Annotated in this window: 21 protein-coding genes; 17 read left to right on the top strand and 4 right to left on the bottom strand. The window is 73.7% G+C overall.

What is annotated here, in order from left to right:
• Position 1 precedes the first annotated feature (1 nt).
• From J5Y09_RS06480 to J5Y09_RS06455, 6 genes are all read left to right on the top strand, one after another.
• Positions 2-961, top strand: coding sequence for a respiratory chain complex I subunit 1 family protein (locus tag J5Y09_RS06480; RefSeq protein WP_209350936.1), 960 nt, complete (start codon positions 2-4; stop codon positions 959-961).
• Complete coding sequence (locus J5Y09_RS06475; RefSeq protein WP_209350935.1) at positions 958-1626, top strand: hydrogenase-4 component E; 669 nt, start codon at positions 958-960, stop codon at positions 1624-1626. The genes J5Y09_RS06480 and J5Y09_RS06475 overlap by 4 nt, the downstream gene beginning before the upstream one ends.
• A complete protein-coding gene (locus tag J5Y09_RS06470) occupies positions 1626-3062 on the top strand; it encodes a hydrogenase 4 subunit F (protein ID WP_209350934.1) in 1437 nt (478 codons plus the stop codon). Before J5Y09_RS06475 ends, J5Y09_RS06470 begins: the two co-directional genes overlap by 1 nt.
• 148 nt (positions 3063-3210) lie before the next feature.
• Positions 3211-4689, top strand: coding sequence for a hydrogenase large subunit (locus J5Y09_RS06465; RefSeq protein WP_209350933.1), 1479 nt, complete (start codon positions 3211-3213; stop codon positions 4687-4689).
• Positions 4686-5066 carry a glyoxalase superfamily protein gene (locus J5Y09_RS06460; RefSeq protein ID WP_342451420.1) on the top strand — a complete coding sequence of 127 codons (381 nt, stop codon included), beginning with the start codon at positions 4686-4688 and terminating at the stop codon, positions 5064-5066. The genes J5Y09_RS06465 and J5Y09_RS06460 overlap by 4 nt, the downstream gene beginning before the upstream one ends.
• Positions 5066-5596, top strand: coding sequence for an NADH-quinone oxidoreductase subunit B family protein (locus tag J5Y09_RS06455; RefSeq protein WP_209350932.1), 531 nt, complete (start codon positions 5066-5068; stop codon positions 5594-5596). Before J5Y09_RS06460 ends, J5Y09_RS06455 begins: the two co-directional genes overlap by 1 nt.
• Before the next feature lie 182 nt (positions 5597-5778).
• On the opposite strand, the gene J5Y09_RS06450 is transcribed toward J5Y09_RS06455, so the two are convergent.
• Positions 5779-6204 (bottom strand): DUF1489 family protein, encoded by a 426-nt coding sequence (locus J5Y09_RS06450; RefSeq protein ID WP_209350931.1) that lies wholly within the window; start codon positions 6202-6204, stop codon positions 5779-5781.
• A 112-nt stretch (positions 6205-6316) separates the two neighbouring features.
• Between J5Y09_RS06450 and opgC the strand changes: the two genes are divergently transcribed.
• The 7 genes from opgC (at position 6317) to J5Y09_RS06415 (ending at position 17002) form a co-directional block, all read left to right on the top strand.
• Positions 6317-7438, top strand: a complete 1122-nt coding sequence (gene opgC, locus J5Y09_RS06445) for an OpgC domain-containing protein (RefSeq protein ID WP_209350930.1) — start codon at positions 6317-6319, stop codon at positions 7436-7438.
• Between the two features lie 89 nt (positions 7439-7527).
• A complete protein-coding gene (locus J5Y09_RS06440; RefSeq protein ID WP_342451419.1) occupies positions 7528-8085 on the top strand; it encodes a sigma-70 family RNA polymerase sigma factor in 558 nt (185 codons plus the stop codon).
• On the top strand, positions 8082-8744 hold the full coding sequence (locus J5Y09_RS06435; RefSeq protein WP_209350928.1) for an NrsF family protein: 663 nt from the start codon (positions 8082-8084) through the stop codon (positions 8742-8744). The genes J5Y09_RS06440 and J5Y09_RS06435 overlap by 4 nt, the downstream gene beginning before the upstream one ends.
• A 47-nt stretch (positions 8745-8791) precedes the next feature.
• Complete coding sequence (locus tag J5Y09_RS06430; protein WP_209350927.1) at positions 8792-11113, top strand: methyl-accepting chemotaxis protein; 2322 nt, start codon at positions 8792-8794, stop codon at positions 11111-11113.
• Between the two features lie 111 nt (positions 11114-11224).
• Positions 11225-13546 carry a methyl-accepting chemotaxis protein gene (locus J5Y09_RS06425; protein ID WP_209350926.1) on the top strand — a complete coding sequence of 774 codons (2322 nt, stop codon included), beginning with the start codon at positions 11225-11227 and terminating at the stop codon, positions 13544-13546.
• Positions 13547-13580: 34 nt separating this feature from the next.
• Entirely contained in the window at positions 13581-15914 is a 2334-nt protein-coding gene (locus tag J5Y09_RS06420) for a methyl-accepting chemotaxis protein (RefSeq protein ID WP_209350925.1), read from the top strand.
• Between the two features lie 62 nt (positions 15915-15976).
• The gene (locus J5Y09_RS06415; RefSeq protein WP_209350924.1) at positions 15977-17002 is read left to right on the top strand and encodes an aspartate-semialdehyde dehydrogenase; all 1026 of its coding nucleotides are present in this window, start codon (positions 15977-15979) and stop codon (positions 17000-17002) included.
• Here J5Y09_RS06415 and J5Y09_RS06410 read toward each other — a convergent pair.
• From J5Y09_RS06410 to J5Y09_RS06400, 3 genes are read right to left on the bottom strand one after another with little or no spacing between them, the layout of a single operon-like run.
• Complete coding sequence (locus J5Y09_RS06410; RefSeq protein WP_209350923.1) at positions 16999-17865, bottom strand: DMT family transporter; 867 nt, start codon at positions 17863-17865, stop codon at positions 16999-17001. The two genes, J5Y09_RS06415 and J5Y09_RS06410, sit on opposite strands and share 4 nt — an antisense overlap.
• The gene (locus tag J5Y09_RS06405) at positions 17862-18506 is read right to left on the bottom strand and encodes a trimeric intracellular cation channel family protein (RefSeq protein ID WP_209350922.1); all 645 of its coding nucleotides are present in this window, start codon (positions 18504-18506) and stop codon (positions 17862-17864) included. The genes J5Y09_RS06410 and J5Y09_RS06405 overlap by 4 nt, the downstream gene beginning before the upstream one ends.
• A gap of 19 nt (positions 18507-18525) precedes the next feature.
• Positions 18526-19755, bottom strand: a complete 1230-nt coding sequence (locus tag J5Y09_RS06400) for an MFS transporter (RefSeq protein WP_209350921.1) — start codon at positions 19753-19755, stop codon at positions 18526-18528.
• A gap of 75 nt (positions 19756-19830) precedes the next feature.
• Between J5Y09_RS06400 and J5Y09_RS06395 the strand changes: the two genes are divergently transcribed.
• The 4 genes from J5Y09_RS06395 (at position 19831) to sdhD (ending at position 22421) form a co-directional block, all read left to right on the top strand.
• Positions 19831-20172, top strand: coding sequence for a hypothetical protein (locus J5Y09_RS06395; RefSeq protein WP_209350920.1), 342 nt, complete (start codon positions 19831-19833; stop codon positions 20170-20172).
• Positions 20173-20175: 3 nt separating this feature from the next.
• Positions 20176-21294 carry a glutathionylspermidine synthase family protein gene (locus J5Y09_RS06390; protein ID WP_209350919.1) on the top strand — a complete coding sequence of 373 codons (1119 nt, stop codon included), beginning with the start codon at positions 20176-20178 and terminating at the stop codon, positions 21292-21294.
• A gap of 276 nt (positions 21295-21570) precedes the next feature.
• Complete coding sequence (gene sdhC, locus J5Y09_RS06385; RefSeq protein ID WP_209350918.1) at positions 21571-22017, top strand: succinate dehydrogenase, cytochrome b556 subunit; 447 nt, start codon at positions 21571-21573, stop codon at positions 22015-22017.
• Between the two features lie 5 nt (positions 22018-22022).
• Positions 22023-22421 carry a succinate dehydrogenase, hydrophobic membrane anchor protein gene (gene sdhD, locus J5Y09_RS06380; RefSeq protein ID WP_209350917.1) on the top strand — a complete coding sequence of 133 codons (399 nt, stop codon included), beginning with the start codon at positions 22023-22025 and terminating at the stop codon, positions 22419-22421.
• The last annotated feature ends 71 nt before the right edge of the window (positions 22422-22492 follow it).

Here is a 22492-nt window from a genome sequence, read left to right as displayed (position 1 = left end):
GATGGCGGTCCTCTGGGGCATCCTCGCGCAGCTCGCCCACATCGCGCTTCTGCTCGCCGCCGCGCCGCTGCTGACGGGCGTGGTGCGCTGGCTCAAGTCGCGGATGATGGGGCGGCGCGGGCCGCATCCGCTGCAGCCGATGCGCGACCTGCTGAAGCTGCTGCGCAAGCGGCCGGTGCTGGCGGAAAACGCCTCCGCCATCTCCCGCGCCGCGCCTTATCTCGCGGCCGGCGCGGCGCTCGCCGCAGCCGCGCTGGTGCCCTCCTTCGCGCGGGGCATGGCCTTCGCGCCGCTGGCGGACCTGATCCTGGTCGCGGGGCTGCTCGCGCTCGGGCGCGTCGCGATGGCGCTGGCGGGGATGGATGTCGGCACCCCCTTCGGCGGGCTGGGCGCGGCGCGGGAGATGTCCTTCGCGGCGCTGGCCGAACCCGCGCTGATCGTCGCCGCGCTGACGCTCGCCATCCTGGCCGGCACCACGAACCTCGATGCGATCGGCGCGGCCTTCCGCGATGGCGGGCTCGGGCTGCGCGTGTCGCTCGGCCTCGCGCTCGTCGCCCTGCTCGCCGTCGCGGTGGCGGAGAATGCCCGCATCCCGGTCGACAATCCGGCGACGCATCTGGAACTGACCATGGTGCATGAGGCGATGATCCTCGAAGCCTCCGGCCGGCATCTCGCGCTGTGGGAATTCGCCGCGATGCTGCGGCTGCTGCTGTGGCTGATGCTTCTGTCGGCCATCTTCCTGCCCTTCGGCCAGGCGGCGGCGGGGGCGGCGCCGCATTACTGGCCGCTCGGGCTTCTGGCCTTCGCCGCCAAGCTCGGCGGGCTGGCGCTGGCGCTCGCCGCCTTCGAAAGCGCCATCGCCAAGATGCGCGTCTTCCGCGTGCCGGAATTCCTCGGCGCGGCGCTGCTGCTCGGGCTGCTCGGCGCGGTGCTGCTGTTCGTGTCCACGAGGCTCACATGAGCTTCGGCCAGCTGCCCTACGACGTCGCCCACCTGCTCGCCGGCGCGGTGCTGCTGCTGTCCTTCGTGCTGCTGTACCAGCGGCGCATCGGCGCGGTGATCAGCGCCTTCGCCACGCAGGGCACGCTGCTCGCGCTCGCCGCCGCCTGGCAGGGGCACATCCAGGGCGCGCCGGGGCTGTACGTGACCGCGCTGCTCGCCTTCGTCGCCAAGGGCGTGCTCATCCCGATCGCGCTGCATGCCATCGTCCGGCGGCTCGACCTGCATCGCACGGTGGAGACCGCGCTGGGCATCGGGCCGTCGCTGGTCGCGGGCGTGGCGCTGGTCGCGCTGTCCATCCTGGTCGTGCTGCCGGCGACCGAGGGCGCGCGGGCGTTGGCGCGGGAGGACCTTGCGATCGCCTTGTCGGTCGTGCTGCTCGGCATGCTGATGATGATCACGCGGCGCAACGCGCTGAGCCAGGTGATCGGGCTGCTGAGCCTGGAGAACGGGCTGATCCTCGCCGCCGTCGGCGTCGCCGGCATGCCGCTGGTGGTGGAGCTTTCCACCGCCGCGCTGGTGCTGATGGTCGCGGTCGTCGCCGGCGTCTTCGCCTTCCAGATCCGCGAGCGCTTCGACACGCTGGACACGCGCAGCCTCGAGGAACATCGCGGGGAGGGGCGCTGATGCCCCTGCAATGGGCCATCGTCTTCCTGCCCTGGCTGGGTGCGGCCGCGCTGGCCGCGGTGCCGGACCTGCGGCGGGCGACCTTCGCCAACATCGCGGTCAGCGCGCTGTCCTTCATCCTCGCCGTCGCGCTGATGGCCCTGCCCTTCGAGCAGCATGGCTGGACGCGCACCGACGCGCTGAACCTGCCCTTCATCCTGGTCGCCGCCTTCGTCGGGCTGACCACCGCGGTCTTCTCGGCGGCGACGCTGGAAGCGGAAGGCTTCGACCATTGGCGCGTGCGCGCCTACCACGCCGCCTTCCAGCTGTTCATGGGCGCGCAGTTCCTCGCCCTTCTCGCCGACAACCTGGGCGTGATGTGGGTGGCGGTGGAAATCGCGACGCTCGCCACCGTGTCGATGGTCGCGGTCCACCGCACGCCCGCGGCCTTCGAGGCAGCGTGGAAGTTCTTCATCCTGTGCGGCGTGGGCATCGCGCTCGCGCTGTTCGGGACCATCGTGCTCTATCTCGCCGCGCAGCCGCTGCTGAACGAGGAGACGGGGCTGTCCTGGGCCGCGCTCATGGCCGTCGCGGCGCGCTGCGACCCGGGCACGCTGAACCTCGCCTTCGCCTTCCTGCTGCTTGGCTACGGCACCAAGGCGGGGCTCGTGCCGCTGCATTCCTGGCTGCCGGACGCGCATGCGGAAGGGCCGGTGCCGATTTCCGCCGTGCTGTCGGGCCTGCTGCTGAACGCCGCCATGCTCGCCGTGCTGCGCGCCAAGGCGATCGTGGGCGCGAACCCCGATGCCGTCGCGCCGGGGCCCTTCCTGCTCGCGCTCGGCCTCGCCTCCGTGCTGCTCGCCGCACTCTCGCTGTGGCGGCGGCGGGATGCGCGGCGCTTCTTCGGCTGGTCGAGCATCGAGCACATGGGCATCGCCGCCTTCGCCTTCGGCCTGGGCGGCGCGGCGGCGAACCTGGCGGGGCTCGTGCACCTGCTCGGCCATTCGCTCGTGAAGTCGGCCGTCTTCTTCGGCGTGGGCCGCGCGGCGCAGGCCAAGGGCAGCCAGAAGATCGCCGATATCGGCGGGCTGGTGGCGACGCATCCGGCGCTGGGCTGGGGGCTCGCGCTCGCCATCGCGGGCATCGCGGGGCTGCCGCCCTTCCTGCTGTTCGCCTCGGAGATCCGGCTTCTCACCGCCGCGGCCGGGCAGGCGCCGTGGCTCGCGCTGGCGCTGGCGCTCGGCATGGTCACGGCCTTCGCCGCGCTGATCACGGTGCTGCAGGCGCTGTGCTTCGGGCCGCCGACGCCGGATGCCGCCGGCGCGCTGGACGGGTGGCGGGAAGCGGCGGCGGCGGCGCCGCTGTGGCTGCATCTCGCGATCGCGGCGGGGCTGGCGCTCGCCATGCCGGCGGGGCTGGCGGCGATGCTGGCGGAAGCGGCGAGGGTGATCGGATGATGCTCGGTGTGAGCGCGGGGGAGGGGAACCTCCCCCGGACCCCCTCCCTTCTTTGTCCGTTGGGAACTGACGTCCGAGGTCAGTTCCCAGGAGACACAGAAGGTTGGGGGGCCCGGGGGGAAGTTCCCTTCCCCCCGGACTTCTCCCCATGACCGCCCTCGACCTCATCCGCGCCGCCCCCCTGCTCACCCCCGAGCAATGGTCCGCGCTGCCCGGCGCGCTCAGCGCCGACCCGACGACCGCGCTGCTCGCGCTCTGGGCCGAACCCGGCATCGTCCACGCCGCCTTCGCCGGGCCGGACGGCGTGCCCGTGCTGGCGCGCGCCCCCGCGCCCGAGGGCCGCTACGCCGCGCTGTCCCCCGCCCGCCCCGGCGCCATCCGCTTCGAGCGCATGGTGCGCGACCTCTGGGGCCTGACCGCCGAGGGCGCGGTCGACCTGCGCCCCTGGCTCGACCATGGCCGCTGGCCGATCGCCGCGCCCTTGTCCGCGCAGCCGCGCGCCACGCCGGGCATCGAGGCGCCGCAGCCCGAATTCCTCCCCGTCGAGGGCGAGGGCGTGCACCAGATCCCCGTCGGGCCCATCCATGCCGGCGTGATCGAGCCCGGCCATTTCCGCTTCCACATCCAGGGGGAGGCGGTGGTGCGGCTGGAACAGCGGCTCGGCTACAAGCACAAGGGCATCATCGCGCTGATGCTCGGCAAGTCGCCGCGCGCCGCGGCCGCCTTCGCCGCGCGGCTGTCGGGCGATTCCACCGTCGCCCATGGCTGGGCCTTCGCCGCCGCCGCGGAAGCCGCGCTCGGCGTCGCGGTGCCGCCGCGCGCCCTCGCGCTGCGCGCGCTGATGGCCGAGCTCGAGCGCATCCACAACCACCTGAACGACTGGGGCTTCGTCTGCAACGACGCGGCCTTCGCCTTCCCCCATGCGCGCTGCGGCTTCCTGCGCGAGGGCGTGCTGCGCGCCTGCGCGACAGCCTTCGGCCACCGGCTGATGATGGACCGCGTGCTGCCCGGCGGCGTGGCACCGGACATCGCGCCGGAAGGCCCGGGGGCGATCCTTGCCGCGCTCGACGCGGTGGAAGGCGAGATGCCCTCGCTGCTCGCGATCTACGACAGCCATGCGAGCCTGCAGGACCGCGTGGTCGGCACCGGCTTCCTCGACGCCGCGCTCGCCGAGCGGTTCGGCGCCGGCGGCTTCGTCGGCCGCGGGTCGGGCCGGCGCGTCGATGCCAGGCTCGCGCCGGGCTACGCGCCCTACGACATGCTCGCGCCGGCGGTGGTGGTGGAGACGGGCGGCGACGTGGATGCGCGCGTGCGGGTGCGCGTGGCGGAGCTGACGGTCTCGATCGGGCTGGTGCGGCGGCTGCTGGCCGACCTGCCGGGCGGCGAGACGCTGGCCGCCCTGCCCGCCCGCGCCGGGGAAGGCGTCGGGCTCGTCGAGGGCTTCCGCGGCGAATGCCTGACCTGGCTCAGACTGGACGATGGCGGGCTGATCCGCGCCGTCTTCCCGCGCGACCCGTCCTGGCTGCAGTGGCCGCTGCTGGAAGCGGCGATCGAGGGGAACATCGTCGCCGACTTCCCGCTGTGCAACAAATCCTTCAACTGCTCCTACAGCGGGGTGGACCTGTGACCCCGGCCTTCGAGCGCGCGATCCCGGTCCTGCGCATCCTCGATCTGGCGAAGGCGCGGGACTTCTACGAAGGCTTCCTCGGCTTCTCCTGGGACTGGGAGCATCGGTTCGAGCCGGGCCTGCCGGCCTTCGTGCAGGTCTCGCGCGGCGATCTGCTGCTGTTCCTCAGCGAGCATCACGGCGACGGCACGCCGGGGGCGAAGATCATCTTGCGGATGACCGGGATCGCGGCCTTCCACGACGCGCTGGTCGCGAAGGACTATCGCCACGCGCGGCCGGCGATCGAGGATCGCCCCTGGGGCTGGCGGGACATGGACGTCGTCGATCCCTTCGGCAACAGCCTGGTGTTCTCGGAACGGATGGAGGCCTGCGACTGATGCTCTGGCCGCGCCTCGCCCGCGCCCTGGTCGGGCGCCCGCTGACCGATGCCGCGCCCGCGGTGCCGCAGCCCACCGTCGCCGCGCTGGCCGAGCGCCTGGCCGCGACCGCGCGCGGGCGGCTTGGCCGCAGCCTGGCGATCCGGGAGGTCGACAGCGGGTCCTGCAACGGCTGCGAACTGGAAGTGAACGCGCTGCAGAACGTCGCCTACGACCTGGAACGCTTCGGGCTGCGCTTCGTCGCCTCGCCCCGGCATGCCGACGTGCTGCTCGTCACCGGCCCCGCCTGCCGCAACATGCGGGAGGCGATGGAGCGCGCGCTGGCCTGCACGCCGGAACCGCGCTGGGTGGTCGCCGCGGGGGATTGCGCCGTGGATGGCGGCGTCTTCAAGGGATCCTACGCGGTGGAAGGCGGCGCCGGCGCGGTGCTGCCGGTGGACCTGCTGATCCCCGGCTGCCCGCCTTCGCCCGAGCAATTGCTGGAAGGGCTGCTGGCGCTGCTGGAAGCGGAGGCATCCGGACAAAAGTAGGGCCGGCCGGATTGCTCCAGCCGGCCCACGGGCCATTCCCGAGGGAAGGCCAGTCGGGCAGCGGCCTGCCGGGAATAAGCCGCTGCGACATCATGGAAACTGGCAGGCCCAGCCTCTCCGCCGCGTGGCAGGCACCTTAATTTCCGGCAACCCGGCTGGGGGCATGGCCCCGGGGCAAGGCCTCAGATCAGGCAGAGTTCCGCGAGGTCCCGCCGCAGCTTCGGCGGCAGGAGTTCCAGCCCGACCGGCGCGGGCCGTTCGCGGGACACGTCCGCCGGCGCTTCCTCCGGCTTCAGGTAGCGCCAGCCCTGGAAGGGCTTCATGGGGCGCGCTTCCACCAGCACCAGGGTGGGGTCGAGGACGAGCGCCGCGCAGGGCGTGCCGTCGTCCCATTCCTCCTCCCGGATCTCGAGGATGCGCTGCCGCACGCGAACGAAGCCCGCCACCACCCAGTAGATCGAGCCGCCGGCGCAGACCTCCTCGATCCGCTTGGGGAACATGCGCGTCCAGGCGCGCAGCGGCGGGTCGGTGCGCAGGCGTTCCTTCTGGATCGCCGCCAGCTGCGCGACGTCCTTGGGGCCGACCGAGAGCTTGATGAGGTGGAGCACGCCTCTCCATCCCGCGACCGGTGCCGAGTCGGCAAGGGCCTCCGCGTAACCGGGGCGGCGCGGGGCGCGAAAGCACCCGGCAGGCGGGGCGGTCCCGCCCCGGAGACCCGCCATGGCCCCGACCGAGACGGCAGCCCCGCCCCTGCCCCGCCCGCCGCGCGACCCGCGGCTCGACATCCTGCGCGGCTGGCTGCAGCTCTCGATCTTCGGCGCCCATGCGGTCGGCACCTGGTTCGGCGCCCATGGCATCCATGCCGCCTGGGGGCTGTCGGACAGTTCGGAGCAGTTCCTGTTCCTGTCCGGGCTGGTGCTCGGCTCGGTCCACACGCTGAAGGCGCGGCGCGACGGGGCGGGCGCGGCGGCGCGGGACATGTGGGGCCGCGCGGCCCGGCTGTGGCGCTTCCACCTGGTCCTCTTCGCTATCTTCGGGGCGATGATCCTCTGGGCCGGGATGGCGATGCCGCTGGAAGGGGAGGTCGACCGCCTCGGCTGGCGGATGCTGGCCGAGCGGCCCTGGTGGGCGCTGCCGGGCGCGGCGCTGCTGCTCTACATGCCGAACTACATCGACATCCTGCCGGTCTTCATCCTGTCGATGCTGGCGCTGCCGGGCTTCCTGTGGCTGGTCGACCGCTTCGGCGCGGCGGCGCTGGTCGTCCCCGGGCTGCTCTGGGCGGGGGTGCAGGCAGGTGTCTGGTCGTACTGGTCCTGGCTGCCGACGGGGCTCGACCCGCTCGCCTGGCAATTCGTCTTCATGATCGGCGCCGTCTGCGGCCGCGCGGCGCTGCTGACCGGCGCGGCGGTGCGCCGGCGCGGCTGGGCGGTGCTGGCCGCGGCCGCGATCCTGCTGCTCGGCCTCGCGCAGCGGGTGGCGGAACGGTTCGGCGCCGGGCTCGATGTCGAGACGCTCTGGACGCTGGCGGGCAAGACCCATCTCGGGCCGGTCGCGCTGCTGCACGGCCTGGCGCTGGCCTACCTCGTCGCCGTGCTGGTGCCGCGGGAGGCGCCCTGGATGCGCCATCCGGCGGCGGCGGCGCTCGCCGCGGTGGGTCGGCACAGCCTGCACGTGTTCGGACTCGGCCTGTTCCTGTCCTGGATGGTGACGGCGCTGCTGCGGCTGCATCCCGGCCTGCCCTGGCTCGACCCGGTGCTGACGGTCGCGGGCGTGGCGATGCTGGTCGGCTACGCGCTGGCCGCGGATCGTCGCCGCCTGCGGCCCGCGGTCGCCGCCCGATGAGCGCGGCCATCGGCCTGCCGGGCTGCGCGCGTGGTTTCGGGACCCGCGCGGCAGCGCCTATGCTGCGCGCGGACCGGGCGGGAGGACGCGTGGCGATCGATGGCGGTGCGTGGGACGGATGGCTGGCCGCGGCGCAGGCCGGCGACCGGCGGGCCTATGACCGGCTGCTGCGGGACTGCCTGCCGCTGCTGCGCGCCATCGCGCGGCGTCGCATCCGCGATGCGGCCGAGGCCGAGGACGCCGTCCAGGACACGCTGCTGACGATCCACCGCATGCTCGCCACCTACGACCCCTCGCGCCCCGCCCGCCCCTGGATCGCCGCCATCGCGGAACGGCGCTGCATCGACCGGCTGCGCCGCCACGGCCGCGGCGCGGGCCGGGAAAGCCCCATCGAGGACCATGCGGCGACGCTCGCCGCCCCGGCCGGCGAGACGGGCGAGGACCGCATCGCCGGCCGCCAGCTGCGCGAGGCGGTCGCGGAACTGCCGGAAAGCCAGCGCACCGCGCTGCGCCTCGCCAAGCTCGAGGACCTGCCCCTGGCCGAGGCGGCGGCGCGGTCCGGCCTGTCGGTCGGCGCGCTGAAGGTCGCGACGCACCGCGCGCTCAAGACGCTCCGCCGACGCTTCGGCGTGGAGGATGACCGATGAGGACCGAGGACCTGATCGGCCGGCTGGCCGAGGACCTCCGCCCGGTTCGGCCGCTCGGCCCGCCGCTGCGCCGCTGCGCCGCCTGGCTGGCCTTCGCGGCCGTGCTGCTCGGCGCCGCCATCCTGGCCTTCGGGCCGCGGCACGACCTGATGGAGCGGCTGTCGCGCACGCATGAGGGGGCGCAGCTGCTATTCGCCGTCGCGACCGGCGTGCTCGCCGCGGTCGCGGCCTTCGAACTCGCGCTGCCCGACCGCTCGCCGCGATGGGCGCTGCTGCCGGTCCCGGCGGCGGTCGCCTGGGTGGCGACGCTCGGCTTCGGCTGCCTCGACGATGTCGCGCGCATCGGGCCGCAGGCGCTGGTGCTCGGCACATCCTGGGGCTGCTTCCGCTTCGTGGTGCTGATGGGCGTGCCGCTCGCGGTCTCGCTGGTGTGGATGCTGCGCCATGCGGGGCCGCTGCGGCCCGTGCCGGTCGCGATGCTGGGCGGGCTGGCGGGCGCGGCGCTGAGCGCGGCCGGCCTGTCGGTGTTCCACCACCTGGACGCCGCGGCGATGGTCCTTGCGTGGCATGGCGGCAGCGCGCTGCTGGTCGTGCTGGGCTTCGGGCTGTTCGGCCGGGGCTGGCGGACTCGTGAGGCGGAGCCCTTCACCCCGGCTTAAGTCGGACCGCGTATCGTCTCGGCAACCTAACATTCGCCGAGGTCGCGATGCGTCTGTTCCTCAACCTGTCCGTCGGGCGGAAACTGGCCATTTCCGGCGGGGTCGCCCTTGCCATGGTCGGCGGCATCGTCGCCAGCATGCACATCACGGGCTCGGCCATCGACGCGCTGGTCCGCAAGGAGGGCCGCATCGACCAGGGGGCGGAGACGCTGGCGCTGGCGCAGCGGACGGTCGCGGAGGCGCCGCTGCTCGCCCAGCGCATCGCCATCGCCCAGACCACGGACGCGGTCGGCGCCGCGCTCACCGCCGCCCAGGCCAATGTGGCGCGGACGATCGAACTGACCCGGCAGGCCGATCCCGACATCGGCAACCCCGATGCCAGCCGCATCCTTGCCGAGGCGGTCCGCCGCGCCGAGGCCTTCGGCACCGTGCTCGAAGAAATGGCGCGCCTGCGCCGCGCCGTCATCCAGGCGCGCGACGAGGCCTTCCTGCGCCGCGCGCAGGACTACGACCAGGCCTTCGAGGGCGCCAACGCGACGATCGAGTTCGACATCCCGACCGAGGCGCGGGAGGAAGTGCGCACCCGCTTCGTCGCCTTCCACCAGGGATTCAACGACATGCGCGCCTCGGCGCTGCGCTACCTCGCCACCGGCGACGAGCGGATGGCGCAGCGCGTGCGCCGGGCCAACGCCCAGGCGCGCGTGCATCTGCGCGGCGCCATCACGCAGGCGGAGGCGACGCCGCGCGCCGCCGAGGAGCTTTCCCGGATCGCCGCGATCGCGACCGAGGCCGGCGAAGGCGCCGTCGCCACCATCGACCAGGGCCGTGCGCTGAACGACTTGCTGGAAGGCCGCGCATCCGAGGCGCGCAGCGCCCTGATCGCCGCCTTCGAGGATGCGGAGCGCAAGATCGCCGAGATCGACGAGGCATCCTTCGGCGCGGTCAGCGCGGCGCTCGTGCGGCAGGAACGCGTCGGCCTCGCCACCGCGGGCGCGATCGCGCTGGTGCTCGCGCTGTCGGCCTTCGTCATGGCGCGGTCCATCGGCTCGCCGCTGCGGCGCCTGGCCGGCACGCTCGACCGGATCGCCGGCGGCGAATCCGGCGTCGAGGTGCCCGACCGCGGCCGCCGCGACGAGATCGGCCGCATCGCCGACGCCGTCGAGGCGCTGCGCGGCACGGTCGCGGATGCCTTCAGCCGCAGCCAGATCATCGAGCAGATGCCGCTCGGCGTCATGCTCGCCGATCCGCACAACGAGTTCCGCATCTCCTACGCCAATGCCGAATCGATGCGCCTGTTCCGCAGCATGGAAGACCAGATGCCGGTCACGGCCGAGGCGCTGGTCGGCCAGAGCATCGACATCTTCCACAAGGGGCCGGCCCGCATCCGCGCGCTGCTCTCCGACCCGGCCAACCTGCCGCACAAGGCGCGCATCAGGTTCGGCGCCGAGGTGCTCGACCTGAACATCTCCGCGGTGCGCGACGCGGCCGGCGGCTATGCCGGCGCGATGCTCGCCTGGCATCGCGCGACCGAGCAGGCGCGCCTGGCCGACACCTTCGAGGCCGATATCGGCGCCGTCGTCGGCTCCGTCGCCGCCGCCGCGGCCCAGCTCCAGCAATCCGCCCGCACGCTGACTGCCGCCGCCGCCGAGACGGGCCGCGAGGCCATCGCCGTCTCCGAGGCCGGCACGCAGGCGAACGCAGACGTCCAGGCCGTCGCCGCCGCCGCCGAGGAAATGGCCGCCTCCGTCGAGGAGATCACCCGCCGCGTCGCCGAGGCCGCCGACGTCGCCCGCCAGGCGGTCGCCGAGGCCAAGGCCACCGACACCACCGTCCGCGGCCTCGCCGAAGCCGCGTCCCGCATCGGCGACGTCGTCCGCCTGATCGGCGAGATCGCCGGCCAGACCAACCTCCTCGCGCTCAACGCCACCATCGAGGCGGCGCGCGCCGGCGAAGCGGGCAAGGGCTTCGCCGTCGTGGCGAGCGAGGTGAAGAGCCTCGCCGGCCAGACCGCCCGCGCCACCGAGGAGATCGGCCGCCAGATCGGCGAGATGCAGGCCGCCACCAGCCAGGCGGTGGACGCCATCCGCGCCATCGGATCCACCGTCGACCGTACCTCCGACATCGCCACCGCCATCGCCGCGGCGGTCGAGGAACAGGGGGCCACCACCCGCGAGATCGCACGCTCCGCCACCCAGGTCGCCGACGCGACCAGCACCGTGGCGCGCAAGATCGAGGGCATCCGCAACGCCGCCGACGCCACCGGCGCCTCCGCTTCCGCCGTGCTCGACGCCTCCGGCGCGCTGGCCGGCGACGCCGAGACGCTCAAGGACCGCAGCACGGGCTTCCTCAGGGCCGTGCGCGCGGCGTGAAACGATCCGGATGCGGAATTCCATCCGAATTCGCGCATCCGGCCGGCCCGTTTCATCGCGACTTAAGACGACAAAGCGAGACTTCGGCCCTCTATCGCTTGCGAGGAAGACATGCGCGCTTTCCTGAACCTTTCGGTTGGCCTGAAGCTCGGCACCTCGGGGGCGGTCGCCTTCGTCATGGTCGGCGCCATCGTCGGCAGCATGTACGTCACGGGCGCGGCGCTCGACGAGAAGATCACGGAGCAGACTCGCGTCACGGAAGGCGGCTCGATGCTCGCCTCGGCCGCCGCGGCCGCGGCCGAGGCGCCGCTGCTGGCGCGCGAGATGGTCGCGGCCCAGGAACGCGCCCGCATCGAGGAACTGCGCGACGCGGCGACCGGCGCGCTCGAAGGCGGCATGGCGCTGGCGACGAACGCCGCCACGCTGCTGACCGACCGGGTCGCCGTCACCCAGATCGCCGCCATCACCGAGCGCGGCACCGCCTATGCGGCCGCGCTCAACGAACTCGCGCGGCTGCGCCTGAACGTGATCCAGGCGCGCGACGAGGTCTTCCTGCGGCGCGCGCAGGACTACGACCAGGCCTTCGAGGGTGCCAACGCGACGATCGAGTTCGACCTTTCGGGCGACACGCAGGACGAGGTGCGGCAGCGCTTCACCGCCTTCCACCAGGGCTTCAACGACACGCGCAGCTCCGCGCTGCGCTTCCTGGCCACCGGCGACGAGCGGATGGCGCAGCGCGTGCGCCGCGCCAACGCCCAGGCGCGGGTGCATCTGCGCGGCGCCATCTCCCAGGCCGGCGAAGCGCCCCGCGTGCAGCAGGAACTCGAGCGGATCGGCACCATCGCCGCGGAAGCGGGCGACGGCGCCATCGCGACGATGGACGCCGGCGCGGCCCTGATCCGCTACAACGCCGAGACGGTCGAGCGCGCGCGCGAGGCCTTCTTCGCCGCCTATGCCGCGGCGAACACCCACGTCGTCGAGATGACCGCGATCACCGCGCAGGCGGTCCACCGGTCGCTCAGCACCCAGGCGACCGTCGTGCTGGCCGCGGCGGGCGCGATCGCGCTGGTGCTCGCGCTGTCCGCCTTCGTCATGACGCGGTCCATCGGCTCGCCCCTGCGGCGCCTGGCCGGCACGCTCGACCGCATCGCCGGCGGCGACGCCGCCGTGACCGTGCCCGACCGCGGCCGCCGCGACGAGATCGGCCGCATCGCCGACGCCGTCGAGGCGCTGCGCGGCACGGTCGCGGATGCCTTCAGCCGCAGCCAGGTCATCGAGCAGATGCCGCTCGGCGTCATGCTCGCCGACCCCGCCAACGATTTCCGCATCTCCTACGCCAATGCCCGGTCGCGCGAGCTCGTCGGCGCGATCGGCGACGCGCTGCCCGCCGGCGCCGAGAGCCTGGTCGGCCAGAGCGTCGAGATCTTCGACAAGGGCCCGGCCGGCATCCGCGCCGCCATCGCCGACCCCGACAGGCTGCCGCACAAGGCGCGGCTGCATCTCGGCCGGGAGGTGCTCGACCTGACCATCTCCGCCGTCCGCGACAAGACCGGCGGCTATGCCGGGGCGATGCTCGCCTGGCACAGCGTGACCGACCAGGCGCGCCTGGCCGACACCTTCGAGGCCGATATCGGCGCCGTCGTCGGCTCCGTCGCCGCCGCCGCCGCGCAGCTCCAGCAATCCGCCCGCACCCTGACCGCCGCCGCGGCCGAGACGGGGCGCGAGGCCATCGCCGTCTCCGAGGCCGGCACGCAAGCGAACGCGGACGTCCAGGCCGTCGCCGCCGCCGCCGAGGAAATGGCCGCCTCCGTCGAGGAGATCACCCGCCGCGTCGCCGAGGCCGCCGACGTCGCCCGCCAGGCGGTCGCCGAGGCCAAGGCCACCGACGCCACCGTCCGCGGCCTCGCCGAAGCCGCCTCCCGCATCGGCGACGTCGTCCGCCTGATCGGCGAGATCGCCGGCCAGACCAACCTCCTCGCGCTCAACGCCACCATCGAGGCCGCCCGCGCCGGCGAGGCGGGCAAGGGCTTCGCTGTGGTGGCGAGCGAGGTGAAGAGCCTCGCCGGCCAGACCGCCCGCGCCACCGAGGAGATCGGCCGCCAGATCGGCGAGATGCAGGCCGCCACCAGCCAGGCGGTGGACGCCATCCGCGCCATCGGGTCCACCGTCGACCGTACCTCCGACATCGCCACCGCGATCGCCGCGGCGGTCGAGGAACAGGGGGCCACCACCCGCGAGATCGCACGCTCCGCCGCCCAGGTCGCCGACGCGACCAGCACGGTCGCGCGCAAGATCGAGGGCATCCGCAACGCCGCCGACGCCACCGGCGCCTCCGCCTCCGCCGTCCTGGACGCCTCCGGCGCGCTGGCCGGCGACGCCGAGACGCTCAAGGACCGCAGCACGGGCTTCCTCAGGGCCGTGCGCGCGGCGTGACACGGCGCCGCTAACCCCGATCAGGGAATCTTCCATGTCCGTGCGTGCCCGCATCCTCGGCGTCCTTCTTCTCCTCGGGGTCGGGCTGGTGGCCATGTTCGGCCACGAGGTCGCGTCCGCCTGGCGCGACACGACGGAGGTCTCCACCGGCCGGGCGGCAAGTGCGCGCGCGGCCGGGCTGGTCTCCGCGGCGGTGTCGCTGGCCGCCGAGCGCGGCGAGACGAACGGGTTGCTGGCCAATCCGTCCGCCGCGACGCCGGAGGGCTGGGCACGCGCCCGGGCGCACCGGACGGCCGGCGAGCAGGCGCTTGCCGACGCGCTTCGCGACATCGCGCGGAGCCCCGCACTCGCAAGGCTGGACGAGGCGCGCCGGGCGCTCGACGCGCTGCGGGCGCGCGCGGACCGCGCCGGCGCGGGCGACCGCCAGGCCGGCCCGCCGCCGGCGGAGTGGTTCGCCGGCGCATCCGCGGTGATCGACGCCCTGACCGCCGTGCGGCGTGGCCTCGCCGACGGCATGCTGACCGAATCCGCGCTGCAGCGCCTGGAAGCCACGCGCGACGGCCTTGCGGAGATGGCGGAATATGCCGGGCGCGAGCGCGGCCTCCTCAACGGCGTCATCGCATCCGGCCAGCCGGCGGCCTCCGCGGCGCTGGCCGTGCTGGGCGGGCACCGCGGCCGGATCGAAGGGGCCTGGGCGCGCATCGCGCCGCGGCTCGACGCGCTTCCGCCGGATGTGGCGCGCGCGGCGCGCGCGGCTGAGACGGCGTACTTCACGGATTTCGCGGCGCTGCGTGCGTCGGTGCTGGCCGCCGCCGCCGGCCAGGGCCCGTATCCCGTCGCGCCGGCCGCCTGGTTCCCCGCCGCGACGCGGCCGATCGCGGCGATGCAGGACGCGCTGCGGGCGACCGACACGGCGATCGCCGCCGCGCTCGAGTCCGAGGGGGCTTCGGCCAGCCTGCGGCTCGGCATCGCCGTGGCGCTGCTGCTGGCCGCGCTGGCGCTGATCATCGGCGCAATCCTTTGGATCCAGTCCGGCGTGATCCGGCCGCTGCGCATCGTGACGGAGGCGCTCGGGCGCCTGGGGCGCGGCGAGACGGATGTCAGCCTGCCGGAACGCCGCTACGGCGGCGAGATCGGCGACCTGCTGGGGGCGACGCGCGAGTACCGCGAGATCTCGCTGCGCAACCGGACCATGCAGACCGAGCAGGACCGGCTGCGCGCCGCGGCCGAGGAACAGCGGCTCGCCGCGCTCCAGGATGTCGGCGCGCGGATCGAGGCCGAGAGCGGGGCCGCCGTCGAGGCGCTGCGCGACCGGATGGAGGCGCTGCGCGCCGCCTGCGTCGCCATGGCGACATCCGCCGCGACCGCGCAGGAGGAAGCGCAGAAGTCCGGCGCCGCCGTCTCCGCCTCCCGCGAGGGGGCCGAGGGCGCGGCGCGCGGCGCGGAGGAACTCGCCGGCGCGGCCGGGGAGATCGCGCGCGAGATGGAGCGGACGGAACAGGCCACGCGCGGCGCCGTCGCGCAGGTCGATGCCGCGCGCGGCACCTTCGAGACGCTGTCGGCCAGCGTCGCCGAGATCGGCGAGGTGTCGCGCCTGATCGCGGGCATCGCGGGCCAGACCAACCTGCTGGCGCTGAACGCGACGATCGAGGCGGCGCGCGCGGGCGACGCCGGCAAGGGCTTCGCGGTGGTGGCGGGGGAGGTCAAGAGCCTCGCCGCGCAGACCGCGCGCAGCACCGAGGAGATCGCGCGCCGCATCGCCGCCATGGACGGCGCGGCGCGGCAGGCGCTCGGCGCCGTCGAGCAGATCGGCACCGTCGTCGCGGACATCCAGTCCGCAGCGGCGGCGGTCGCCGCGGCCGTCGCGCAGCAGGGCATGACGACCTCCGGCATCTCCCACGCGATCGGCAGGGCGGACAGCGCGACCGCGGAAGCCGCGGGCCGCGTCGCCGCGCTGCTGCGCGAGGCCGAGCGGAGCGCCGCAACCGCGACCGACATCGCGGGCCTGTCGGAATCCGTGGCCGGCAACGTGCAGGGCCTGCGCGCGACGCTGAGCGGCGTGGTGCGGGAGCGGATCGCCGAGATCGACCGGCGCGTGAACGCCCGCGCCATCGTCGACATGCCCGCGCGGCTCGAAGGCGCGGGCGGCGGCGTGGGCCGGCTGCGCAACGTCTCGGCCGGCGGGGCGCTGTTCGAGGGCACGGCCGATGGGTTCACCTCGGGCGTCCTGCATGCCGACGGCCTGCCGCCGCTGAGGGTGCAGGCCCTGCGCAGGGTGGATGGCGGGCTGGCCCTCGGCTTCGTGGACACCGCCGCGGCCGAGGCCGCGACCGCCCGCCTGGTCGCGGACGCGCGGCAGGCCGCCTGATCGCGCCCGTTCCCCCGCCCTGCGCGCTGCTGTAGAGCAGCGTGCGGCAAGGGAGTGGTGCCATGGGCTACAAGGTCGCCATCGTCGGCGCCACCGGCGCGGTCGGGCGGGAAATCATCAAGACGCTGGCCGAACGAGGCTTCCCGGCGGATGAGGTGGTGGCCCTCGCCTCCGGCAGGTCCGCCGGCGCCGAGATCTCCTACGGAGAGGACCGCGTCCTCAAGGTGCGCGACCTCGAGCGCTTCGACTTCGCAGGCACGCAGCTCGGCCTGTTCTCGCCGGGCGCCGCGGTCTCGGCGGTGCATGCGCCGCGCGCGGCGGCGGCGGGCTGCCTCGTCATCGACAACACATCCCAGTTCCGCATGGAACCGGGCGTGCCGCTGGTGGTGCCGGAGGTGAACCCGCAGCACCTCGCGCGCCGGCCCAAACGCGGCATCATCGCCAATCCGAACTGCTCGACCATCCAGATGGTCGTGGCGCTGAAGCCGCTGCACGACATCGCGAAGGTGCGGCGCATCGTCGTCGCCACCTACCAGTCCGTCTCCGGCGCGGGGAAGGAAGCGATGGACGAGCTGTGGAGCCAGACCCGAGGCATCTTCGTCAACGACCCGCCGACGCCCGAGCAGTTCACCAAGCCCATCGCCTTCAACGTCATCCCGCATATCGACCGCTTCATGGACGATGGCGCGACGAAGGAGGAATGGAAGATGGGGGTCGAGACGCGGAAGATCCTCGACCCCGACATCCAGGTGATGGCGACCTGCGTGCGCGTGCCGGTGATGATCGGCCATGCCGAGGCGGTGCACGTGGAATTCGAGGCCCCGATCACCGAGCGCCAGGCGCGCGAGGCGCTGCGCGAGGCGCCGGGGGTCACGCTGCTCGATACGCGCGACGATGGCGGCTATGCGACGCCGCTCGAGATCGCGGGGGAGGATTCGGTCTTCGTCTCCCGCCTCCGCCGCGACCCGACGGTGCCGAACGGCCTGGCCTTCTGGTGCGTGGCCGACAATCTGCGCAAGGGCGCGGCGCTGAACGCGGTGCAGATCGCCGAGGAGCTGCACCGCAACGGGGTGCTGGACGCGGCCTAGCCCTTCCGCCGCGGCCAGGCGAGCACCAGCCCGCCGGCCGCGATCAGCCCGCAGCCCGCCAGCGCCCACACGCCCGGGATGCGCGCGAACAGCAACGCGTCGAGCCCCAGCGCGAAGACGATGCGCGAATAATGCCAGGGCGCGAGGCCCGAGACCTCCGCCCGCCGCACCCCGCCGGCGAGGCAGAGAAGGGCCGCCGTCTGCACCCCGGCATAGACCAGGATGAGCAGCATCGCCGTCCCATCCGGCGCCCGCCACAGGAAGGGCATGGCGGGGGCCAGCAGCACCACGCCGGCGAGCGCGCCCTGCAGCGTCACGTCCCATTCGTCCGCCACGCCGCGGATGCGCCGCGTCATCACCTGGTAGAACGCGTAGGTCAGCGCGGCGGAGACCGGCATGATCGCGGCCCAGGTGAACAATTCCCCGCCCGGCCGCACCACCGCGACCATGCCGGCGAAGCCGAGCGCCACCGCGACCCAGCGCCGCGGCGTCACCTTCTCCTTCAGCACGAGCGCGCCGAGCAGCACCAGGATGATCGGCGCGGTGAAGCCGAGCGCCGAGGCTTCCGTCACCGGCACCAGCGCATAGCCGATGACGGCCAGCGTGGTGGACAGGATCAGCATCGCCGCGGCCAGCCGCTGGTCCCGCGCCTGGGGCGGGACGAGAAGCCGCCGCACCGCGCCCGCCGGGTCGGCCAGCCGCGGCAGCCACGCCGCGGCGCCCGCGAGCACGATTGCCGAGCGCAGGAAGGTGATCTGCACCGGGTCGAGCGTGGCCGACAGGATCTTCGCGATCGCGTAGCCCAGCGTGTAGAGCAGCCCGGCCGCCAGCGTCAGCAGCACGGCGAGGACGGGCTGGGTCATCGCGCGTCCGGATAGTCGCGGCCGGGCCGGGCGCGATAGGCCGGCAGCGACCACCCCGCCACGATCGCCGCCGCGCGCACGCCGAAGGCGATCAGCCCGCCGGCGGAAATCGCGACCGTGCGGTCCGCCCCCAGCGCGCCGAGCAGCACGAAGGCCACGGCGCCGAGCGCGGCGGCGGTGGCGTAGATCTCGCGGCGCAGGATCAGCGGCACCTCGGCGCAGACGATGTCGCGCAGCACGCCGCCGAAGGTCGCCGTGATGGTGCCCATCAGCACCGCGACCCAGGCCGCAGCACCGGCGCGCTGCGCGGCTTCCGCGCCCAGCACCGCGAACAGCCCGAGCCCCACCGCATCCGCCCACAGCAGCACGACGAAGCGCCGTTCCAGCAGATGCGCGGTGAAGAACACCAGCACGGCCAGGCCGGCCGCGAGCGCGACCATCTCCGGCGCCGCCAGCCAGAAGACCGGCAGGTCGAGGATCACGTCCCGCACCGTGCCGCCGCCGAAGGCGCAGAGGCAGGCGACGAGCATGAAGCCCACCGGGTCGAGCTGCTTGCGCGACGCGCTCAGCGCGCCCGCCACGGCGAGCACCGCGACCGCCGCCCAGGTGAGGACGAGCAGCAGGTCGTCGAAGGCGCTCATCGCCGGGTGGCCGGCGCGGTCACTCCGCCGGGACCGCGGCCGGCCGGCGGCTGCGCGCATCCGCCTGGGCCGAGCCGGCGCAGAGCAGCGAGAGCGCGAGCAGCGCCGCGACCACGGGCAGCACCAGGCCCGGATATCCCATGTCGATCAGGAAGCCGAGCGGCACGGGCGTGATGGCGCCGCCGAGCGGCAGGCCGGCCGAGACGAAGCCGAACACCTTGCCGATCTGCCCCGGGGGTGCCGCGTCCTTCAGCATGATGTCGCGCGGCGTGCGCGACGCGCCGAGCGCGAGCCCGCCGAGCAGGCCGACCACCGGCAGCAGGAATTCGGGCACCGGCAGCAGGCCGAGCACGAGGATCATGGCGATGGCGAAGCCGGTCAGCACCACGACGAAGCCGATCAGGTTGCGCTTCGTCGCATCCGCCACCCAGCCGCCCACCAGCGTGCCGGCGGTGGCACCGACCATGTAGCCCGTCAGCACCATCGAGGCGACCGCGACCGGCGTGCCCCACAGCTTCCCCAGCACGGTGATGACGAAGGCCTGGATGCCCGATCCCGCCATCGAGGACAGCAGGAAGAAGGCGAAGAACAGCAGGATGGGCCGCGACAGCAGCACTTCCCTGCCCGTCGGCTCGTCCGCCGCCTTCTTCGGCTTGGCCTGGTCGCGCAGGATGCGGCTCTGCACCAGGATCGCGAGCACGACGGGCACGCCGAGCATCCCCACCAGCAGCAGCGCCCCGCGCCAGCCCATGGCGGCGGCGAGCAGCGCGATCACCGGCGGCGCCAGCGCGAAGCCGAGATTGCCGGTGAAGGTGTGCAGCGCGAAGGCGCGGCCCATGCGCGACTTGTCGATCGAGCCGGCCAGGATGGCGTAGTCCGCGGGATGAATGACGGAATTGCCGATGCCCGACAGCACGGCGAGCAGCCAGATCGCCCAGATCCCCGGCGCGGCCGCCATGGCGGAGACGGACAGCGCCATCAGCAGCGTCCCGCCCACCAGGAATGGCCGCGCCCCGTGCCGGTCCACCCAGAAGCCGACCGGCGTCTGCAGCAGCGCGGTGGTGCCCGACATCAGCGCGACCGCGAGGCCGAGCTCGGCATAGGAGGCGCCGAATTCCTCCCGCCAGATCAGGAACAGCGGCGGCAGGCACAGCATGTAGAAATGCGACAGGAAATGCCCGGTGCCGATCAGGGCGATGATCCGGGCATCGCGGCCGGTGCCCTCGGGCGGCGGAGGATCGGCGGGCATGGCGTGGTCCTGGTGTGAAATGCATCACAAGCCTGGGCAGCCGGCGCTTCCCCGTCAACGCCGCCGAGGCTTAGCATGGGCCCCATGCGTATGGCGCACACCATCACCCTGGTCCTGCTCGGCGGCGGCGTCATGCTCGGCGGCGCGGCGATGATGATGCCCTCCCCCGGCGCGGCCAGGCAGCGCGAATGCCAGGAAGCCCGCGCGCAGGCGCGGCCGGATGCCGACCAGATCTGCGCCTCGGCCCGTTCCTCCTCCACCCGCACCGGCGGCAGCATGTTCTACGCCGGCGGCGGCACCGGCAGCCGCGGGCCCGCCCTGGCCGGCGCGGCGGGCTTCCGGGGCGACCCATCGGCCTCCTCCCGCGGCGGGTTCGGCGGCATCGGGCGCGCCTTTTCTTCCTCCTCGGGCGGCTGAGCGGTGGAACGCCGGGCGCTCGAGCCACGGCCCGACCGGCGCGAACGCGCACGGCGCATGGGCTTCGCCTTCGCCGACATCGCCGGCGAGCCCTATTGGGACGAGAGCGCCTACTACCGCTTCACCGAAGGCGAGATCGACGCGCTGGAAGCCGCGACCGCCGAGGTCGAGCGCATCAGCCGCGCGGCCGTGGCCCATGCCGTCGCGCACGACCTCAACGGCCCGCTCGGCATCCCCGACGGCGCCTGGCCCATCGTCAAGCGGTCCTGGCAGCGGGCGGAGCCCTCGCTCTATGGCCGGCTCGACCTGCGCTGGGACGGCACGGGCGAGCCGAAGCTGCTGGAATACAACGCCGACACGCCGACCGCGCTGTTCGAGGCGGCCGTGGTGCAGTGGGAATGGCTGCAATGCCTCGATGACGGGCGTGGTCCGGAGCAGCACGACCAGTTCAACGGGCTGCATGAGGCGCTGATCGGCGCATGGGGCCGGCTCGGCCTGCCGCCCACCGTGCATTTCTGCTGCGCGGCCGGCAGCGCCGAGGATCGCGGCACGGTCGACTACCTGCGCGACACCGCGATCCAGGCCGGCCACGAGGCGCCCTTCCTGACGATGGAGGAGATCGGCTGGAACGGCGCGATCTTCACCGACCTCGAGGAACGGCCGATCGAGGCGATGTTCAAGCTCTACCCCTGGGACTGGCTGCTGCGGGAGGATTTCGGCGCCAACATCGCGAAGGCGCGCACGCGCTGGATCGAGCCCGCCTGGCGGCTCATTCCCGCGAGCAAGGCCTTCCTGTCCCTGCTGTGGCACCTGTTCCCCGACCACCCGAACCTGCTCGCCGCGCATCTGGAGCCCGGCCTGACCGGCGGCCCGGAGATCGCCAAGCCGATCTGGGGACGGGAAGGGTCGAACATCTCCGCCCCCGGCATCGAGACCGACGGGCCCTATGCCGACCAGCCGCGCGTCTGGCAGGCCTATGCCGAGCTGCCGCGCTTCGGCGGGCGCTATCCTGTCATCGGGTCCTGGATCATCGACGGCGCGCCGGCGGGCATCGGCATCCGGGAGGATGCGACGCCGGTCACGCGCGACACGAGTCGCTTCGTCCCCCACCTGTTCGACTGACCCGCGGGCCTTCCGCCCTGGCGCGCCGGCGGCGCGCGGAACGCGATGCCCGCCCGCGCGTCGCGGAGCAGGACGAGCCCGTCGATGAATTCTTAAGTCGCGGGCGCCTATCGTTGCCATGGCGGTGGCGCCGCGCGCTTCCGCCCGCCGGGGCGTGGCCCGGGCGCGCAGCCAAGTCGATTTGACGCTCTCCCGCGCCGCACCATACAAAGGCGCCCGAACAGGCCGCCACCCGGTTCGGGGACGGGGCAAGCGGCCGTCTGGAGTACCGGACCCATGTCCAAGATCACCGACGCGCGGGAGGCCGTGATGGTCGGCCGCCGCACGGATGGCAGCCTCGTGCGCCGTCCGCTCTCGCCTCACCTGCAGGCCTACGACATGCTGCAGCTGACGAGCGCGCTGTCCATCGCCCACCGCATCACCGGCGTCGTCTGGGCGCTCGGCCTTATCTTCCTGGTGTGGTGGCTGGTCGCCGCCGCGGCCGGCGAAGGGCCGTTCGGCAAGGCGCAGTGGTTCTTCGGCTCCTTCCTCGGCGTGCTGGGGCTGTTGGGGCTGACGGCGGCGGCCTGGTACCACACGCTCGCCGGGCTGCGGCACCTGTGGTGGGATTCGGGGCGCGGCTTCGACCTGCCCACCACCTACCTGACCGGCCGGGCGGTGCTGATCGGCACCGGGGCGCTGACGGCGCTCACCTGGCTCATGCTCCTGATCGCCTGGATCTGACCGAGATGGCCGACACCGCGCCGACGCTCCGCACCCTTCGTTCCCCGCTCGGCCGCGTGCGCGGCCTGGGCGCCGCCCGCGGGGGCACGCATCACTGGTGGATGCAGCGCGTGACCTCCATCGCGCTGCTGCCGCTGACGCTGTGGCTCGTCTTCTCCCTCGCCGGCATGCCGGACAGCACCTGGCAGGAAGCGACGTCCTGGATCGGGCGTCCGTTCAACGCCGTGCTGCTGCTGGCCTTCCTGGCCGCCGCCTTCCACCACACCGCGGCCGGGCTGCAGGTGGTGATCGAGGACTACCTGCGCCCGGAACTGGCGCGGATGGGCGCGATCCTCGCGGTGAAGGGCGCCTGCGCGCTGCTCTGGCTGGCGGCGACGCTCGCGGTGCTGCGCATCGCCGTGTGATCGACCCCTGGCGGCTTCGCCAGGGCTGACTAGTTGGGTGGTTGAGGACAGGAACGACGCGGGCCGGAGGG

Origin of the sequence: Roseomonas nitratireducens (genome assembly GCF_017813355.1) — a bacterium.
GTDB lineage: Bacteria > Pseudomonadota > Alphaproteobacteria > Acetobacterales > Acetobacteraceae > Neoroseomonas > Neoroseomonas nitratireducens.
The sequence above is the reverse complement of the archived record's forward strand: the minus strand, read 5'-3'. Positions and strand labels throughout refer to the sequence as shown.

Coding starts and splice junctions, on each gene's coding strand:
- J5Y09_RS06415 (WP_209350924.1), top strand. CDS start 15,977: ATGGGCTACAAGGTCGCCATCGTCGGCGCCACCGGCGCGGTCGGGCGG.
- J5Y09_RS06410 (WP_209350923.1), bottom strand. CDS start 17,865: ATGACCCAGCCCGTCCTCGCCGTGCTGCTGACGCTGGCGGCCGGGCTG.
- J5Y09_RS06430 (WP_209350927.1), top strand. CDS start 8,792: ATGCGTCTGTTCCTCAACCTGTCCGTCGGGCGGAAACTGGCCATTTCC.
- opgC (WP_209350930.1), top strand. CDS start 6,317: ATGGCCCCGACCGAGACGGCAGCCCCGCCCCTGCCCCGCCCGCCGCGC.
- J5Y09_RS06420 (WP_209350925.1), top strand. CDS start 13,581: ATGTCCGTGCGTGCCCGCATCCTCGGCGTCCTTCTTCTCCTCGGGGTC.
- sdhD (WP_209350917.1), top strand. CDS start 22,023: ATGGCCGACACCGCGCCGACGCTCCGCACCCTTCGTTCCCCGCTCGGC.
- J5Y09_RS06425 (WP_209350926.1), top strand. CDS start 11,225: ATGCGCGCTTTCCTGAACCTTTCGGTTGGCCTGAAGCTCGGCACCTCG.
- J5Y09_RS06395 (WP_209350920.1), top strand. CDS start 19,831: ATGGGCCCCATGCGTATGGCGCACACCATCACCCTGGTCCTGCTCGGC.
- J5Y09_RS06455 (WP_209350932.1), top strand. CDS start 5,066: ATGCTCTGGCCGCGCCTCGCCCGCGCCCTGGTCGGGCGCCCGCTGACC.
- J5Y09_RS06475 (WP_209350935.1), top strand. CDS start 958: ATGAGCTTCGGCCAGCTGCCCTACGACGTCGCCCACCTGCTCGCCGGC.
- J5Y09_RS06435 (WP_209350928.1), top strand. CDS start 8,082: ATGAGGACCGAGGACCTGATCGGCCGGCTGGCCGAGGACCTCCGCCCG.
- J5Y09_RS06465 (WP_209350933.1), top strand. CDS start 3,211: ATGACCGCCCTCGACCTCATCCGCGCCGCCCCCCTGCTCACCCCCGAG.
- J5Y09_RS06480 (WP_209350936.1), top strand. CDS start 2: ATGGCGGTCCTCTGGGGCATCCTCGCGCAGCTCGCCCACATCGCGCTT.
- J5Y09_RS06470 (WP_209350934.1), top strand. CDS start 1,626: ATGCCCCTGCAATGGGCCATCGTCTTCCTGCCCTGGCTGGGTGCGGCC.
- J5Y09_RS06405 (WP_209350922.1), bottom strand. CDS start 18,506: ATGAGCGCCTTCGACGACCTGCTGCTCGTCCTCACCTGGGCGGCGGTC.
- sdhC (WP_209350918.1), top strand. CDS start 21,571: ATGTCCAAGATCACCGACGCGCGGGAGGCCGTGATGGTCGGCCGCCGC.
- J5Y09_RS06400 (WP_209350921.1), bottom strand. CDS start 19,755: ATGCCCGCCGATCCTCCGCCGCCCGAGGGCACCGGCCGCGATGCCCGG.